Source organism: Ramlibacter pallidus (assembly GCF_015070875.1).
In the GTDB taxonomy this organism is placed as follows: Bacteria; Pseudomonadota; Gammaproteobacteria; order Burkholderiales; family Burkholderiaceae_C; genus Ramlibacter; species Ramlibacter pallidus.
Window position 1 is genome coordinate 613,306 of sequence record NZ_JADDIV010000002.1, and the last position, 15,066, is coordinate 628,371.

The following is a 15,066-nucleotide window of genomic DNA, read 5'->3' on the forward strand; positions in this document are numbered from 1 at the left end:
CGCCCCCGAATGGCCTTGCCGCCTGCCCAATGAATGGGCAGGCGGCTTGCCTTTTGGGGCCGCTTCCGTCACACTAGCTCGCTTGAAGTTTCCGGGTTTACCCGGGTACTGAAGAAGTTTTCCGGGCCCGCAAGGGCCGGTTGGTGTCCCTTGAAGATCTCCCCAGAAGGTCCCGTCCATGGCTCGCATCGCGGCAATCAAGTTAGCGCTGACTAGCGCTCTCCTGGCCGCCGCGGTGACCGCGGTTCCCCAGGCGCAATCCCGGGGCAGCGTGGACGAGGCGCTTTTCGGCAAGACGGCCACGGTGCGTGTCACCGAGCTGCCGCGCCAGGGCCGGGAGACCTACGAACTGATCCGCCAGGGCGGACCGTTCCCGTTCGACAAGGATGGTTCGGTGTTCGGCAACCGGGAGCGCCTGCTCCCGATCGAGAAGCGCGGCTACTACCGCGAATACACCGTCAAGACACCTGGATCACGCGACCGGGGCGCCCGGCGCATCGTGTGCGGAGGCCCGAAGCGGATGCCGCATGCCTGTTATTACACCGCCGACCACTACGCCAGTTTTCGCCAGATCGTGGAGTGACCCCAATGAAGCGGGACCTGTTTTTGACTACCGAGAAAGAAACGGAGATGGAAAAACCACTTCGTCCTGAACCCTCCGAGACGCCCATCAAGGGCGTCCGCAGCAACATCGTGCAGTCCATCCGGGCCTTCCGGGTCCAGGACCTGCAGGAGACCGCGACGGCGCTCGGCCACCACTTCCTGTATGCCAACCTGGCCACCGCCCAGAGCAAGCAGGACGTGCTGGACATGATCGCCCAGCAGTTCACCTTCCCGCAGCACTTCGGGAAGAACTTCGACGCGCTGTACGACTGCATGACCGACCCGCTGCACAAGTCGGGCCCGCAGCCGGGCTTCATCGTGGTGCTGGAGCACATCCCGGCCAACGGCAAGTTCGACAAGGAAGCGCGCGAGCAGCTGCTCGACATCTTCCGCGACACGGCGGACTACTGGGCAGACAGGAAGGTCCCCTTCCGCTGTTTCTATTCTTTTCGGTAGCCCGTTCCGCGCAACAAGGCCAAGCGGAACGGGCGAACGAGGCCCAGGGCGAGACCGTGCAGCAGCCGGCCGCCCCCACCACCACGACCGAAGGTGAAAAGATGCCCACGGACAAGATCCTGGACGTCTCGCCGCTCGCACTGCGCATGAGCAGCCCGTTCAACGCGGGGTACTGGTTGGCAGCAGCCTGAGGCAAGCCCCGTCCTTCCCGCGCAGGCGGGAATCCAGAGCTTTCGAAGAAATGCCCGCAGCCGCGGGCATTCTTCTTTTGGGGCGCCCTGGATCCCCGCCTGTGCGGGGATGACGGCTAAGGCCGAAGGGACTGGGCGATCGCCAGGTACTCGGCCACCGGCACCTCCTCGGCGCGGCGCTGCACGTCGAAGTCGCCGGCGAAACCCTTCTGCTCCAGCCATGGGCCCAGCGTGTGCCGCAGGATCTTGCGGCGCTGGCTGAAGGCCACCTGCACCAGCTGCGACAGCAGGGCCTCGTCCACCTGCGGCGGGTCGGCGAACGGCACCATGCGCACCACCGCGCTGTCGACCCGGGGCGGCGGATCGAAGGCGTCGGGCGGGACGAACAGCACGTTCTCCATCGCATACCGCCACTGCAGCATCACGGACAAGCGACCGTAGTCGGACGTCGCCGGCCGCGCGACCATCCGGTCGATCACTTCCTTCTGCAGCATGAAGTGCTGGTCGGCCACGCGCCCCACGTGCTGCAGCAGGTGGAACAGGATCGGGCTGGAGATGTTGTAGGGCAGGTTGCCGACGACGCGCAGCTTCGCGGCGCCGAGCCGTTCGGCCAGGGCGCTGAAGTCCACCTTCAGCACATCGGCTTCGACCACCTCCAGCTGCGGATGCTGCCGCAGGCGGGCGGCGAGGTCGCGGTCCAGTTCGACCACGGTCAGCCGGCCGAGGCGCTCCACCAGGGGCTGCGTCAGCGCCGCGAGCCCGGGGCCGATCTCCACCATCGGGTCGCCGGCGCGCGGGGCGATCTCGCGCACGATGGCGTCGATCACGCCGGCGTCGGCCAGGAAGTGCTGGCCGAAGCGCTTGCGCGCGACGTGCTTCATCGCGTCACTGCGGCGGCTCGCGCAGCTCCACGTACGCGCGGCCGCGCACTTCCTGCGCCCACTGCACGTAGGCTTCGTCGAGCTTGCGCTCGCGCACCAGGTTGCGCACCACCTCGCGCTGCTCGCGCGGGCTCATGGTGGACTGGCGGCGCTCCATCAGCTGGATCAGGTGCACGCCGAAACGGCTGACGATGGGGTCGGCGATCTGCCCGGGGGCCAGGCTGTTGAGCGCCTCCTCGAACTCGGGCACGAACATGCCGGGGCTGGCCCAGCCCAGGTCGCCGCCGTTGCGGGCGCTGGCGTCCTGCGAGTTGTCCTTGGCCAGCTGCGCGAAGTCGGCCTGGCCGCCCTGCACGCGCTTCTTGAAGTCGGCCAGGCGCTGCAGCGCCTGGGCTTCGCTCAGCTGCGCGGTCGGCCGCAGCAGGATGTGACGGGCACGGTTCTGCGTCACGGTGACGCCGGCGGCTCCGAGCTGGCGCTTCTCCAGCACCTTGACCACGTGGAAGCCGGCCGCCGAACGCACGATGTTGGCGACGCCGCCCTGCGGCACGTCGCGCACGGCGTCGACGAACAGCGGCGGCAGCCGGTCCGCCGTGCGCGTGCCCACCACGCCGCCGGTCTGGGCGGCGCCGGCCGCGTCGGAGTTCTCACGCGCCAGCTTGGCGAAGTCTTCGCCGGCGCGGGCGCGCTGCAGCAGTTGCTGCGCCTTCGCCTGCAGCGGGGCGACCTGCGCTTCCGTGGCGGTTTCCGGCACGGCCACCAGGATGTGCGCCAGGTTCAGTTCGGTGAGGGCCGGGTCGCCGCCGTTCTGCTGCTGCTCGCGCAGGAAATTGTCGACGTCCAGCTCCGTCACCTTGGCGCGCTGTTCCAGCTCGCGGTCGCGCAGGCGCTGCAGCAGGATCTGGTTGCGCAGGTCGTTGCGGAAGTTGGTCACGTCCACCCCGTCGGCCGTGAGGCGGCGGCGCAGTTCGGGGACCTCGATGCCGTTCTGGCGGGCGATGGTCAGTTCGGCCTGGTCCACCAGCGCGTCGTCGGCGCGGATCCCCGCGTCGCGTGCCAGTTGCAGCTGCGCCTTTTCGGTGATCAGGCGGTCCAGCACTTCACGCGCGAGCTGCGGCCGCGGCGGCATCGGCGATCCCTGCTGCGCCAGCTGCTGCTCGTAGCGCACCATGCGGCTGCGCACCTCGTTGTTGGTGATCGGCTCGGAGTTGACCACCGCGACGATGAAGTCGGCCGGGCGGGGCCCGCTGGGGGCCTGCGCGGGCCGGCTGGCGCCGAACTGCGGCGTCGCGCGCAACTGCGCCGCGGCCGGCAGGGCCAGCGTGGCGCAGGAGAGGCCCAGGACGGCCAGGAGTCGGATGTTCATCGTGCTTGCACTCTAGTCGTAATTGCTGAAGCGGCTGGGCGTGCTGACTTGCTCGCGCAGGTACTGGTAGCGGGGGATATTCTGCTTGAGCGACTGCAGCGCATTGGCGCCCAGGCGGCTGAAGCCGTTGAACTCCAGCTGGAACAGGATCCGCTTGTTGGACGTCGACGAGCCCGTCTGGAAACGCTCGACGACGACCCGGCCGATCCAGCAGCCGGCATCGTATTCCAGTCCCAGCAGCCCTTCCACCAGGCGGCGCTCGCGCAGGCTGACGTTCAGGCGGCCCACGCTGTACCAGCGGCCCTGGCAGCTGCCCCCGGCACCGCTGGAAGGACCGCGCCGGTCTTCCCAGAGGTCGTTGAGGGGCCACTGCCAGCCGATGTCGACCTGCTCGCTGTAGCCGCGCTGCAGCCGGTAGGCCGCGCTCACGACGCGGAACGGCCCGGGGCTGTAGCGCACGCCCACCGTCGAACGCACCGAGCGGCGGGTCTTGGGGTTGAACTGGACCACGCCCTCGCCGCCCCACTCCGGCGTGAAGTTCACGGAAGCCCCGAACAGCAGGTCCGACAGGCGTTCGCTCACGGCCGGCGTGCCGGGCAGCGTGACGAGCTGGTCCTTGAAGCGCAGCCGCTGGGCGACGGCGAACTTCGCCGCTTCGGCGCCGGTGGTCGGATCCAGCAGCCGCGTGGTCGCCCCCAGCGTCAGCAGGTTGTTGTCCGCGATGCGGTCGTGCCCGATGAACGGGTTCTCGATGTAGATCGTCGCGAAGTTGAAGTCCGTCAGCCCCGAGTCGTAGTTCGGCAGCCGGTTCTGGTCGCGGAACGGCGTGTAGACGTAGAACGCGCGCGGCTCGAGCGTCTGCAGGAAGGCGGTTCCGAACAGGTTGGTCTGGCGCTCCAGCACCAGCCCGCTGTCCAGGCTGAACGTCGGGACGACCACGCTGGCGCGGGTCTGGCCCGCCGCGGTCGGGGCGTCGAAGTCGTAGTTGCGCGCGTGCAGCTGCGCCTTCGGGATCACGAACCAGCCGGGCGCCTGCCAGGGCCGGCTGACCTGCCCGTACACGTAGTTGCGGCGCGCGTTCGGCTGCGACGTGAGGGACGGGTCGGACGAGAACCGCGTGGTGTCCGCCTCCCAGTACGTCTCGAGGCCGCCCCACAGGTTGGCCCGCGTCTGCCGCGCCGTCAGCTGCGGCGAGCGGTCGTACGGCGGCACGATGATGCTGGCCGGATCCTGCAAGGTCTGCCATTTCAGCGTGCGGAAGCTGAAGGAGACGTCGGAGATGCCCCACGACAGCCCGGCGTCGTTCGACAGCAGCCGCTGGGTGAGCGAAGCCGAGTTGCGCGAGAAGTCCCGCCAGTAGTCGTCGTCGCTGACGCGGTTCAGGTTGGCATAGAGGCTGGTCGACGACAGCAGCGGCAGCTGCAGCGACGTCTGGTAATGCTGGATCGAGTAGCCCCAGCGGTCGCGGTCGCGCAACTTGTCGTTGGGCAGGAAGTTCGCCCGCCACTCGCCGTTGTAGCTCGGCTCCAGGTAACGGAACTCCGCGCCCATGTCGATGCCTCGCCGCGACATCAGCGTCGGGTACAGCGTGGCGTCGCGGTTGGGCGCGATGTTCCAGTAGTACGGCAGCGTCACTTCGAGGCCGCTGCGGTTGTCCAGCCCGATCGTGGGCGGCAGCACGCCCGACTTGCGCTTGTCGCCCAGCGGGAAGCTGAGGGACGGCACCGGCAGGATCGGCAGCCCCATGAAGCTCAGCACCGCGCCCTTGGCCACGCCGGTCTCGCTGGCCTGGTCGATGGCGATCGAGTCGGCGCGCAGGATCCAGTCCGGCATCCAGCTGGGCCCCGGCTGGCGCTGGCAGGTGGTGTAGGTTGCGTTGCGGATGACCGCGCGGTCCTCGTCGATGAAGTCGACGCGCGACGCCTCCCCATAGGCATCGTTGCGCAGGAAGCGGTAGCGCGGCTCGTTGAAGAAGCCCTGGAAGGCCTCCACCTCCAGCTCCAGCAACGGGCCTTCGAAGATGTTGCCGGCCTTGTTGATGCGCACGTCGCCGGTGGCGCGCGCCAGGTCGTCGGCCTGGTGGTACTCGAGCCGGCGGGCGCGGATGATCGTGTCGCCGCGGCGCAGCTCCGCGTCGCCCTCGACGATGGTTTCCAGCTCCGTGCGGCCCTGGATCCGCTGGCCCTCGACGAAGGTGGGCAGCTGCGGGCGCACGTCGGACGGGATGTCCTCGCGCAGTTGCGGCGTGGCCCGCAGGCGCGGCGAGGGTTCGGCCGACGGTTCCTGGGCCGCCACCGGCTGCAGCAGCGACGCCACGACCAGGGCCACCGGGGTCAGGGCGAAGCGGGCGGAGGACGCCTTGTTTCTTGGGTGATGCATGGAGGCTTGGGGAACCCCGGCAGCCGGCTCGTCCGGCGAGGCCATGTTGGATTTGTAGAATCGATTATCCATGAGCGATCCCAAGCAGCACTCCCCCGGCCCCGCCCCCCAGCAGGCGGAGGTCGCCTGGAGCGACCCGCAGCGCGAGGCCGCCTTCCGGGCCTGGCTCGCGGGCGTGGCGCCCGCGCACGGGCTGCGCGCCGAAACCGTGCGCCCCGCCTCGGCGGATGCCAGCTTCCGGCGCTACCTGCGCGTCGACGGCGCGGACGCCGCCACCTACATCATCATGGACGCCCCGCCGGACCGGGAAGACTGCGCGCCCTTCGTCAAGGTCGCCGGGCTGATGGCCGAGGCCGGGCTTTACGTCCCGCGCGTGCTGGCCTGGGACGCCCCGCAGGGTTTCATGCTGCTCGACGACGTCGGCTCGCAGACCATGATCGAAGTGGTGGATGCCGCCCGGCCCGCGGCCAACCAGGCGCTTTACCAGCGCGCGGTCGATGCGCTCGTCGCCTGGCAGCTGGCGTCCAGGCCCGGCGTGCTGCCACCTTATGACCAGCCCCTGCTGGCGCGCGAGCTGGCGCTGTTCCCCGACTGGTACCTGGCGAAGCATCGCGGCGTGCAGCTGGAAGGCAGTGCCCGCGAGACGCTGGAGTCGCAGTTCCGCCTGATCGTGGAACGCAACCTGGCCGCGCCCAGCGTCTACGTGCACCGCGACTTCATGCCGCGCAACCTGATGATCCCGCGCGATCCCGCGGAGCCGCGCCTGGCCGTGCTGGACTTCCAGGACGCGGTGCACGGCCCCATCACGTACGACATCGCCTGCCTGATGCGCGACGCCTTCCTGAGCTGGGACGAGGAGTTCGTGCTGGACATCACCGTGCGCTACTGGCAGAAGGCCCAGAAGGCCGGGCTGCCGGTGGATGCCGACTTCGGCGAGTTCTACCGCGGCGTCGAGTGGATGGGCCTGCAGCGCCACCTGAAGGTCGCCGGCATCTTCGCGCGGCTGACGCTGCGCGACGGCAAGCCCAAGTACCTGGCCGATGCGCCGCGCTTCATCGCCTACATCCGCGCGACCACCAGCCGCTACCGCGAGCTGGCGCCGCTGGCCCGCCTGATCGACCAGGTGGAGGGCAGCGACGCCGTCACCGGCTTCGCCTTCGGGCGCGTCTAGTGCCGCGCATCCACTGCGCGCTGCCGCTCGCCGCCGGTGCCCGACTGGCGCTGCCGCCGGGCGCGGCCCGCCACGTGCAGGTGCTGCGCCTGCAGCCCGGCGACGGCATCACGCTGTTCGACGGGCGCGGCGGCGAGTACCAGGCCGTGGTCGAGCACATGGGCCGCAGCGAGGTGCGGGTCGAGGTCGGCGCGCACCGGCCGGTCGAATGCGAAGCGGCCGTGGCCGTCCACCTGGCCGTGGGCATGCCCGCCAACGAACGCATGGACTGGCTGGTGGAGAAGGCGACGGAGCTCGGCGTGGCCTCCATCCAGCCGCTGGTGACCGAGCGCAGCGTGCTGCGCCTTTCCGGCGAGCGCGCGCAGAAGAAGCAGGCGCACTGGCAGGGCGTGGCCATCGCCGCGTGCGAGCAGAGCGGACGCAACCGCGTGCCGGCGGTGCACCCGGTGCAAGCCTTCCCCGTCTGGCTGGCCGGCAGCGCCCCGGCCGGGCTCGTGCTGTCGCTGCGCGACGGCAGCCAGCCCGTCGTCCCGGCGGCTGGCGACCGCACCGAGATCACGCTCCTCAGCGGCCCGGAAGGCGGACTGGCGCCGCCGGAAGAAGAGGCCGCCTTCGCGCGCGGCTGGACGCCGGTGCGGCTGGGTCCGCGCGTGCTGCGCGCCGAAACCGCGCCGCTCGCCGCCCTGGCGGTGCTCACCCTGGCCGCCGCATGAACCGCAACCTCTGGCTGCTCGCCCTGCTGCAGGGCCTCTTCCTCACCAACAACGTCACCTTCATCGCCATCAACGGCCTGGTGGGGCTGGCGCTGGCGCCGTACGGCTGGATGGCCACGGTGCCCGTCATGGGCTACGTGGTCGGCAGCGCCCTGTTCACCGGCCTGGTCGCGCGCTCGCAGGCCCGCTTCGGCCGCCAGCGCGCCTTCCAGCTCGGGCTGCTGGTGGCGGCAGGTTCCGCGCTGCTGTGCGCCTATGCGATCACCACCGCCAACTTCTGGCTCGTCTGCGCCGGCACGGTCCTGGCCGGCTACTACAGCGCCAATGGCGGGCTGTACCGCTTCGCCTCGGCCGAACTCGCCGAACCCGCCATGCGCGAGAAGGCGGTGTCGCTGGTGATGGCGGGCGGACTGCTCGGCGCGGTCATCGGACCCAACCTCGCCTCCAGCACGCGCGACTGGGCGACGGTGCCCTTCGCCGGCGCCTACCTGGCACTCGCCGGCGTGGCCGTGCTGGCGATGGTCGTGCTGGCGTTCATGCGATTCCCGCCGGCGCCGCCCCGCGGCACGGCGCGCAGCGGCCGTTCGGTCGCGCAGCTGATGCGGCAGCCAGCCTTCCTCGTCGCGGCCCTGGCGGGCGCGCTCGGCTACGGCGTGATGAACCTGCTGATGGCCGCGACGCCGCTGGCCATGCAGCAGTGCGGGCTGCCCTTCGGCGACGCGGCCTTCGTGCTGCAGTGGCACGTGATCGGGATGTTCGCGCCCGGCTTCTTCACCGGCCACCTGATCAAGCGCTTCGGCACGCTGCCGGTGATGACCGTCGGCGCGGCGCTCAACCTCGGCTGCATCGCGATCGCGCTGGCCGGCGTGGAGCTGCACAACTTCACCATCGCGCTGTTCCTGCTGGGCGTGGGCTGGAACTTCCTCTTCACCGGCAGCACCACGCTGGCGCTGACCACCTATGCACCGGAGGAGAAGGACAGGGCGCAGGCGGCGCTGAACTTCTTCATCTTCGCCACGCTGGCGTTCACCTCGTTCGCCTCCGGCGTGCTGGTCACCACGCAGGGCTGGACGCTGCTGAACGTCGGTTCGCTCGTGCCGCTGGCGCTGGTGATGGGCGGGCTGGGCTGGCTGGCGTTCAGAAACGCGCGTCCAGCCACTGCCTGAGCGCCTCGAACACCGGGTCGGCGTCGCGCTCGTTGAAGATCTCGTGCCACAGCGTGGGGAAGCAGCGCGTGGTGACGACCTCGCGCGGCGCGTGCTCCGCGAACATCACGCTGCCGTCCGGGTCGACGATGCGGTCGTCGCCGGCATAGAGCAGCAGCGTCGGCAGCTCCCACCGGGGGGCGCTGGCGCGGACGCGCTCGCCCTCGTCCTGGATGAACCGTGCCAGCCGGCCGGTCACGCGGTCGTGCACCCGCGGGTCCTTGCGGTAGGCCTCGACCACGGCGGGATCGTGCGACAGGCACTGCGGATCGAGCCCGTTGGACACGGCCAGGTTCGGCGCGATCCGCGGCACGATCGCCATCAGCAGCTTCTGGACCGCGTTCAGGCGCGTGGCCAGCGCCGGCGACGACAGCACCAGCGCATCCACCGGCGCCACGGCGCGCGCGACGAAGCCCGCCGCGACCACGCCGCCCATGCTGTGCCCGAGCAGCACCAGCGGCACGCCCGGCATGCGGGCGCGCGTGCTTTCGACCAGGTCGCCCAGATCGTCGATCAGCCGGCCGGACTGCGGCAGGCCGCCGCGCGGGCCGCCGGATTCGCCGTGGCCGTGCTGGTCGTAGCCGCGCACCGCGAAGCCCCAGGCGTTGAGGCGGCGCGCGAAGGCGTCGTAGCGGCCCGCGTGTTCGCCCAGGCCGTGCACCACCAGCACCAGCGCGCGCGGCTGCGCCTCCTCGGGCAGGGGCCAGTCCTGCACGGCGAGGTTGTCACCGTCGCTGGCGGTGTACGTGGTCAGGGTGGAATCGGAACCGGGCGTTCTCATCGGTGCGGAATGATGGCCGCACCGATGCCCGTGTCAATGGCCCGTTTGGGTGGTCCCGCTCAGGGCATCTGCGCCATCACCTCCGCCACCGCCGCCGTCAGGCGCTTGGCGTAGGGAACGTGCAGGAACTCGTTCGGGCCGTGGGCGTTGCTGCGCGGGCCGAGCACGCCGCAGACCATCATCTGCGCCGTCGGGAAGCCCTGGCTGAGCATGTTCATCAGCGGGATCGTGCCGCCTTGCCCGATGTAGCCGACCGGCGCACCAAAATGGGCCAGGGAAGCGGCGTTCAGGGCCCGTTCGAACCACGGCGTGGTGGCCGGCGCGTTCCAGCCGGAGGCCGCGCCGTTGGTCTCGAAGGTGACTTTGGCCTGGTAGGGCGCGTTGTCTTCCAGCAGCGTCTTGAGCTCCTGCACGGCCGCGGCCGCGTCGATCAGCGGCGGCAGGCGCAGCGACAGCTTGAAGGCGGTGTAGGGCCGAAGCACGTTGCCGGCGTCCTGCATCGCCGGGAAGCCTTCCGCCCCGGTGACCGACAGCGTCGGCGTCCAGGTGCGGTTGATCAGCGCCTGCACCGGGTCGGTGGTGGTCGGGAGCGCCGTCTGCACCGCGCCGCCGCAATCGGCATGCGCCCAGGGGAAACGCTTGTACACCTCCTCGCCCAGGATCGCGGCCGTGGCCTTCGCCTGCGCCAGCCGGTCGGCGGGCACCTCGCAATGGAAGCTGGCCGGCAACAGGCGGCCCGTCTTGCTGTCCTCCAGCCGGTCCAGCACCTGCCGCATGATGCGGAAGCTGGAGGGCACCAGGCCCGAGGCGTCGCCCGAGTGCACGCCTTCGGTCAGGATCTGCACCTTCAGCGTCCCGCCGGCCAGGCCGCGCAGCGAGGTCGTGAGCCACAGCTGGTCGTAGTTGCCGGCGCCCGAGTCGAGGCAGATCACCAGCCCGACGTCGCCCAGCCGCGGCCGCAGCGCGTCGACGTAGGGCAGCAGGTCGTGCGAGCCGGATTCCTCGCAGGTCTCCACGAGGCCGACGATGCGCGGATGCGGCTTGCCCTGCGCCTTCAGCGCCTGCACCGCGGCGATGCTGGCGTAGACCGCATAGCCGTCGTCGGCGCCACCGCGCCCGAACAGCTTGCCGTCCTCGTACTTCGGCGTCCACGGCCCGAGGTCGGCGCGCCAGCCGGTGAACTCGGGCTGCTTGTCCAGGTGGCCATACATCAGCACGGTCTGCCGGGCGTCGGCCTTGGTCCCCTCGACCTCGAAGAACAGCACCGGCGTGCGGCCCGGCAGGCGCACGATCTCCAGCTTCAATCCGTCGACCTTCTGCGCCTCCACCCAGGCCGCGGCGTTGCGCAGCACCGTCTCGATGTAGCCGTGCTGCGCCCAGTCCGGATCGAAGTTCGGCGACTTGGCCGGGATGGCGATGTAGTCGGTCAGCTGGCGGACGATGTCGCCGTCCCACTGGCGCGTGACCTGGTCCAGGACGGCGGCGCTGTCGAGCAGGGTGGAGGGAATGTCGCGGGGAGCATTCATGGCAGGGCTTTTCGGTGAAGAATGCGGATGCCCCACTGTACGCGCCCCCATGAAACCCCGCATCCACGTCGGCGTCGGCGGCTGGACCTTCGAGCCCTGGCGGAACAATTTCTATCCCGCGGGGCTGCCGCACAGCCGCGAGCTGCACTACGCGAGCCGGCAGCTCACCGCCATCGAGGTCAACGGCACCTTCTACAGCACCTTCAAGCCCGCCACGTTCGCCAAGTGGCGCGACGAGACGCCGGACGGGTTCGTGTTCTCGCTCAAGGCGCACCGCTTCACCACGCACCGGCGCGAGCTCGCCGGCGCGCAGGAAGGCGTCGAGCGCTTCATCGGCAGCGGCATCGCGGAGCTGGGCGACAAGCTCGGACCGATCCTGTGGCAGCTGATGCCCACGACGCCGTTCCGCCCCGACGACCTCGAGGACTTCCTGCGCCTGTTGCCGCGCGAGGTGGCAGGCCGGCCGCTGCGCCACGTGCTGGACGTGCGCCACCCGAGCTTCGCGACCGAAGCCTTCCTGGACCTGCTGGCACGCCACGACTGCACCACGGTCTACACGGATTCGGACAAGTTCCCCTCCATCCCGCACGCGCGCAGCCCGCTGGCCTACCTGCGCCTGATGCGCAGCGAAGCGGACCGGCCCACCGGCTACGCGCCGGAGGAGATCACGACCTGGGTGAAAGGCGCGCGCGAGTGGACGCGGCTCGCCGAGGCGAACGAAGCCTTCGTCTTCTTCATCAACGGGGCGAAGGAGCGCGCGCCGGCCGCCGCGCAGGAATTCCTGAAGCAGCTCGCCGCCTGACTCAGGCCGCGTCCAGCCAGCGCAGGCTGCCCTGGCTGGCGTCTTCCAGGCGGGCTCGCAGCGCGGCCGCCGCATCCTCGTCGACGCTGAAGCTCACTTCGACCGCATCGCCGTGCAGCACCGGCCCGAGCACCGCGCCGGCGGCCTGCACCTCGCGCCGCACCATGCCTTCCAGGGCGTAGGCCACCGCGCAGCGGAAGGTGAGCGTGCGCCGCAGCGGCTTCTTCTCGGCATGCAGCAAGGCCTGGGCGACGGCGTCGGTGTACGCGCGCACCAGGCCGCCGGCCCCGAGCTTGATGCCGCCGAAGTAGCGCACCACGGTCGCCAGCACGCCCTCGAGCTGCTGGTGGCGCAGGACCTCCAGCATCGGCCGCCCGGCCGTGCCGCCGGGTTCGCCGTCGTCGTTCGCGGCCGACTGGCCCCCTGCCAGCAAGGCCCAGCAGACATGCGCGGCCCCGGGATGCTGCACGCGCAGGGCGTCCACCACGACGAGCGCCTCGGCACGCCCGGCCACCGGCTGCACGCAGCCGATGAAGCGGCTCTTCTTCACGACGAGTTCGCTGTGCACGGCGGTGGCGAGCGTCAGGGCCATGGCGCGAGGATGCCAGAGCGCCGACAAGCCCACGCGCGGCACTCCCACACGTTCATGGCGCGTCTGCTGGTCCACTCACTGCAGAGTCATCCACCCAGAACAAAGGAAGAGCCATGTTCGACATGCAAGCCCCCTGGTGGGAATTCGTCGTGCGCGCCAGCGTCGTCTACCTGGTCCTGCTGGTGATGGTGCGCATCACGGGCAAGCGGACCGTGGGCCAGTTCACCCCCTTCGACCTGATCGTGGTGATGCTGCTGGCCGAGGGCGTCACCGGGTCGCTGGGCGGCGGCGACGAATCGCTGCCCGGCGGATTGATCGTCGCGGCGACGCTCGTTCTGCTCGACGTCGTGATCGCCTTCCTCACCGCGCGCAGCCAGAAGGCCGACGCGGTGCTGCAGGGCAAACCGGTGCTGATCGGCCGCGACGGCGTGATCTACGACGACGTGCTGCTGCACCAGCGCGTGCCGCGCTCGGACGTCGAGAAGGCGCTGCGCGGGGCCGACTGCCAGATCGAGGACATGCGCATGGCGATCCTCGAGGCCGACGGCAACATCAACATCATGAAGAAGCAGTGAGGCCGCGCATCCAGCCCAGCCCCGCGCTGGTGCCGCCGGGTTCGGCGCCGCGCGCCGGCCGGTACTCGCAACCCACCCAGCCGTCCCAGCCGCAGGCCGCCGAGACCTCGTCGATCACCGAGAACAGGTACGGGTAGTTCAGCTCGCCAACGTCGGGCTCGTGCCGCTGCGGCACGCCGGCGATCTGGAAGTGGCCGACCTTCCCCGTGGGGAGGTACTGGCGGATCTTCATCGCCACGTCGCCTTCGACGATCTGGCAGTGGTACAGGTCCATCTGCACCTGCACGTTCAGGGCGCCGATCTCCGCGACCAGCTCGTGCGCGTGGTCCTGCCGGTTGAGGAAGAAGCGCGGGATGTCGCGCGTGTTGATCGGCTCCAGCAGCAGGTTCACGCCCTGCCGGGCCGCCTCGCGCGCCGCGTGGCGGATGTTGCCGACATAGGTGGCGCGCACTTCGCTGCGCTCCATGCCCTCCGGCACCAGGCCGCCCATGACGTGGATGCGCGGGCAGGACAAGGCTTCGGCATAGCGCAGCGCCTGCACGATGCTCTCCTGGAACTCCTGCTCCCGCCCGGGCAGGCACGCCATGCCGCGCTCGCCGCTGGCCCACTGGCCCGGCGCGCCATTGAACAACACCTGATGCAGCCCGTGGTCCTTCAGCCGCGCCGCCAGTTCGCGCGCCTCGTACTCGTACGGGAACAGGTACTCGACCGCGCGGAAGCCGTCGCGCGCGGCGGCCTCGAAGCGCTCCAGGAAGGGCAGCTCCGGGTAGAGCATGGACAGGTTGGCGGCGAACTTGGGCACGGCGTCCTCAACCCACCGAAAGGCGCACGGCGGAGCGGTTCTCCGCCACGTAGTCGCGCACGATGGACGCGAAGTCGGGATCGGCCTGCAGCCCGAGGCCGCGCGCACGGTCCCACGCCACGCTGCCGGGCCAGCTGCGCACCAGCTTCTCGATGGCGGGGTCGTTCTCCCAGTCCAGCAGCGATGTGGCTTCCTTGCCGGCGACGCGTTCCAGCGCTGCGGCCATGTCGCCGACGGTGGTCGAGAGCGAAGGCAGGTTGATCGCGGTGCGCGGGCCCCATTCCGCGTCGGATGCGGTCGCCGCGCGCACGAAGCCTTCGATGGTGCGCGAGGGCGAGGCCAGCGCCACCGGTGTTTCCGGCGGCACCGGCACGCGCGCGCGTTCGCCGGCCAGGGGCTCGCGGATCATGCCGCTGAAAAAGCCGGAAGCCGCGCCGTTCGGGCGCCCGGGTCGCACCACCACCGTCATCGGCCGCACGCTGCGGCCGGCGACGAAACCCTTGCGCGTGTAGTCGGCCACCAGTTGTTCGCAGATGAACTTCTGGATGCCGTAGCTGCCCTGCGGCGTCGGCAGCGTGTCGTCGTGCATCGTGCCCAGCGGCGGCTGGCCCGGCGCCTGGCCGAACACGGCCAGGGAGCTGGCGAACACGAACACCGGCGAGGTGCCTAGCGCGCGGCAGGCTTCCAGCAACGCGCGCGTGGTGTCGAGGTTGCTGCGCATGCCCAGCTCGAAATCGGCTTCGCATTCGCCGCTGACGGCGGCCGCCAGGTGGAAGACGGCGTCGGTGCCGGCAGCCGGCAGCGCGCGCTGCTGCACCAGCTCGATCAGGTCGCCTTGCACGCTGCGCACGCGCGGGTCGGCCAGCAGGTCGGCCGGCGCGGGCCCGCGGTCGGCCAGCACGACCTGTTCGATGCGGCGCGGGGCGGCGCCGCGCAGGGTGAAGCTGCCCGCGGCGAGCAGCGCGCGCGCCAGCCGGGCGCCGAGGAAGCCGGCACCGCCGGTGATCAGGATGTTCATGGCCG

At 70.4% G+C, this 15,066-nt stretch carries 15 protein-coding genes; 7 read left to right on the forward strand and 8 right to left on the reverse strand.

Annotated features, from left to right (window positions below):
* The first annotated feature begins 178 nt into the window (after positions 1-178).
* Together IM787_RS07805 and IM787_RS07810 are read left to right on the forward strand one after the other, a co-directional pair.
* Positions 179-583 (forward strand): guanyl-specific ribonuclease, encoded by a 405-nt coding sequence (locus IM787_RS07805; RefSeq protein WP_193676068.1) that lies wholly within the window; start codon positions 179-181, stop codon positions 581-583.
* 47 nt (positions 584-630) lie between these two features.
* Positions 631-1,059: a barstar family protein gene (locus tag IM787_RS07810; protein WP_193676069.1), complete on the forward strand. Its 429-nt coding sequence runs from the start codon at positions 631-633 to the stop codon at positions 1,057-1,059.
* A 307-nt stretch (positions 1,060-1,366) separates the two neighbouring features.
* Here the strand turns inward: IM787_RS07810 and rsmA are convergent, their stop codons facing one another.
* Genes rsmA through IM787_RS07830 form a run of 3 tightly spaced genes read right to left on the reverse strand, consistent with a single transcriptional unit; the run spans position 1,367 to position 5,876 of the window.
* Positions 1,367-2,131 carry a 16S rRNA (adenine(1518)-N(6)/adenine(1519)-N(6))-dimethyltransferase RsmA gene (gene rsmA / locus IM787_RS07820; RefSeq protein WP_193676070.1) on the reverse strand — a complete coding sequence of 255 codons (765 nt, stop codon included), beginning with the start codon at positions 2,129-2,131 and terminating at the stop codon, positions 1,367-1,369.
* Positions 2,132-2,135: 4 nt separating this feature from the next.
* Positions 2,136-3,497: a peptidylprolyl isomerase gene (locus IM787_RS07825; RefSeq protein ID WP_193676071.1), complete on the reverse strand. Its 1,362-nt coding sequence runs from the start codon at positions 3,495-3,497 to the stop codon at positions 2,136-2,138.
* 12 nt (positions 3,498-3,509) lie between these two features.
* Positions 3,510-5,876 carry an LPS-assembly protein LptD gene (locus IM787_RS07830; RefSeq protein ID WP_193676072.1) on the reverse strand — a complete coding sequence of 789 codons (2,367 nt, stop codon included), beginning with the start codon at positions 5,874-5,876 and terminating at the stop codon, positions 3,510-3,512.
* A 70-nt stretch (positions 5,877-5,946) separates the two neighbouring features.
* On the opposite strand from IM787_RS07830, the gene IM787_RS07835 reads away from it, so the two are divergent.
* From IM787_RS07835 to IM787_RS07845, 3 genes are read left to right on the forward strand one after another with little or no spacing between them, the layout of a single operon-like run.
* Positions 5,947-7,047 (forward strand): aminoglycoside phosphotransferase family protein, encoded by a 1,101-nt coding sequence (locus tag IM787_RS07835; protein ID WP_193676073.1) that lies wholly within the window; start codon positions 5,947-5,949, stop codon positions 7,045-7,047.
* Positions 7,047-7,760 (forward strand): 16S rRNA (uracil(1498)-N(3))-methyltransferase, encoded by a 714-nt coding sequence (locus IM787_RS07840; protein WP_193676074.1) that lies wholly within the window; start codon positions 7,047-7,049, stop codon positions 7,758-7,760. The genes IM787_RS07835 and IM787_RS07840 overlap by 1 nt, the downstream gene beginning before the upstream one ends.
* The gene (locus IM787_RS07845; RefSeq protein ID WP_193676075.1) at positions 7,757-8,926 is read left to right on the forward strand and encodes an MFS transporter; all 1,170 of its coding nucleotides are present in this window, start codon (positions 7,757-7,759) and stop codon (positions 8,924-8,926) included. The genes IM787_RS07840 and IM787_RS07845 overlap by 4 nt, the downstream gene beginning before the upstream one ends.
* On the opposite strand, the gene IM787_RS07850 is transcribed toward IM787_RS07845, so the two are convergent.
* The gene (locus IM787_RS07850) at positions 8,898-9,746 is read right to left on the reverse strand and encodes an alpha/beta hydrolase (protein WP_193676076.1); all 849 of its coding nucleotides are present in this window, start codon (positions 9,744-9,746) and stop codon (positions 8,898-8,900) included. The two genes, IM787_RS07845 and IM787_RS07850, sit on opposite strands and share 29 nt — an antisense overlap.
* 59 nt (positions 9,747-9,805) lie before the next feature.
* Positions 9,806-11,272, reverse strand: coding sequence for a M20 family metallopeptidase (locus IM787_RS07855; RefSeq protein ID WP_193676077.1), 1,467 nt, complete (start codon positions 11,270-11,272; stop codon positions 9,806-9,808).
* Positions 11,273-11,321: 49 nt separating this feature from the next.
* Between IM787_RS07855 and IM787_RS07860 the strand changes: the two genes are divergently transcribed.
* Entirely contained in the window at positions 11,322-12,074 is a 753-nt protein-coding gene (locus IM787_RS07860) for a DUF72 domain-containing protein (protein ID WP_193676078.1), read from the forward strand.
* Between the two features lies 1 nt (position 12,075).
* Here the strand turns inward: IM787_RS07860 and IM787_RS07865 are convergent, their stop codons facing one another.
* Positions 12,076-12,666 (reverse strand): IMPACT family protein, encoded by a 591-nt coding sequence (locus IM787_RS07865; protein WP_193676079.1) that lies wholly within the window; start codon positions 12,664-12,666, stop codon positions 12,076-12,078.
* Positions 12,667-12,779: 113 nt separating this feature from the next.
* Here IM787_RS07865 and IM787_RS07870 point away from each other — a divergent pair, with 113 nt between their 5' ends.
* Positions 12,780-13,241 carry a DUF421 domain-containing protein gene (locus IM787_RS07870; protein WP_193676080.1) on the forward strand — a complete coding sequence of 154 codons (462 nt, stop codon included), beginning with the start codon at positions 12,780-12,782 and terminating at the stop codon, positions 13,239-13,241.
* Here the strand turns inward: IM787_RS07870 and otnI are convergent.
* Positions 13,225-14,043, reverse strand: a complete 819-nt coding sequence (gene otnI, locus IM787_RS07875) for a 2-oxo-tetronate isomerase (RefSeq protein ID WP_193676081.1) — start codon at positions 14,041-14,043, stop codon at positions 13,225-13,227. The genes IM787_RS07870 and otnI overlap by 17 nt on opposite strands.
* 7 nt (positions 14,044-14,050) lie before the next feature.
* Positions 14,051-15,061: a D-erythronate dehydrogenase gene (gene denD, locus IM787_RS07880; protein WP_193676082.1), complete on the reverse strand. Its 1,011-nt coding sequence runs from the start codon at positions 15,059-15,061 to the stop codon at positions 14,051-14,053.
* Between the last annotated feature and the right edge of the window lie 5 nt (positions 15,062-15,066).

Coding starts and splice junctions, on each gene's coding strand:
- IM787_RS07810 (WP_193676069.1), top strand. CDS start 631: ATGGAAAAACCACTTCGTCCTGAACCCTCCGAGACGCCCATCAAGGGC.
- IM787_RS07860 (WP_193676078.1), top strand. CDS start 11,322: ATGAAACCCCGCATCCACGTCGGCGTCGGCGGCTGGACCTTCGAGCCC.
- IM787_RS07855 (WP_193676077.1), bottom strand. CDS start 11,272: ATGAATGCTCCCCGCGACATTCCCTCCACCCTGCTCGACAGCGCCGCC.
- IM787_RS07870 (WP_193676080.1), top strand. CDS start 12,780: ATGTTCGACATGCAAGCCCCCTGGTGGGAATTCGTCGTGCGCGCCAGC.
- denD (WP_193676082.1), bottom strand. CDS start 15,061: ATGAACATCCTGATCACCGGCGGTGCCGGCTTCCTCGGCGCCCGGCTG.
- IM787_RS07825 (WP_193676071.1), bottom strand. CDS start 3,497: ATGAACATCCGACTCCTGGCCGTCCTGGGCCTCTCCTGCGCCACGCTG.
- IM787_RS07850 (WP_193676076.1), bottom strand. CDS start 9,746: ATGAGAACGCCCGGTTCCGATTCCACCCTGACCACGTACACCGCCAGC.
- rsmA (WP_193676070.1), bottom strand. CDS start 2,131: ATGAAGCACGTCGCGCGCAAGCGCTTCGGCCAGCACTTCCTGGCCGAC.
- IM787_RS07835 (WP_193676073.1), top strand. CDS start 5,947: ATGAGCGATCCCAAGCAGCACTCCCCCGGCCCCGCCCCCCAGCAGGCG.
- IM787_RS07805 (WP_193676068.1), top strand. CDS start 179: ATGGCTCGCATCGCGGCAATCAAGTTAGCGCTGACTAGCGCTCTCCTG.
- IM787_RS07865 (WP_193676079.1), bottom strand. CDS start 12,666: ATGGCCCTGACGCTCGCCACCGCCGTGCACAGCGAACTCGTCGTGAAG.
- IM787_RS07845 (WP_193676075.1), top strand. CDS start 7,757: ATGAACCGCAACCTCTGGCTGCTCGCCCTGCTGCAGGGCCTCTTCCTC.
- IM787_RS07830 (WP_193676072.1), bottom strand. CDS start 5,876: ATGCATCACCCAAGAAACAAGGCGTCCTCCGCCCGCTTCGCCCTGACC.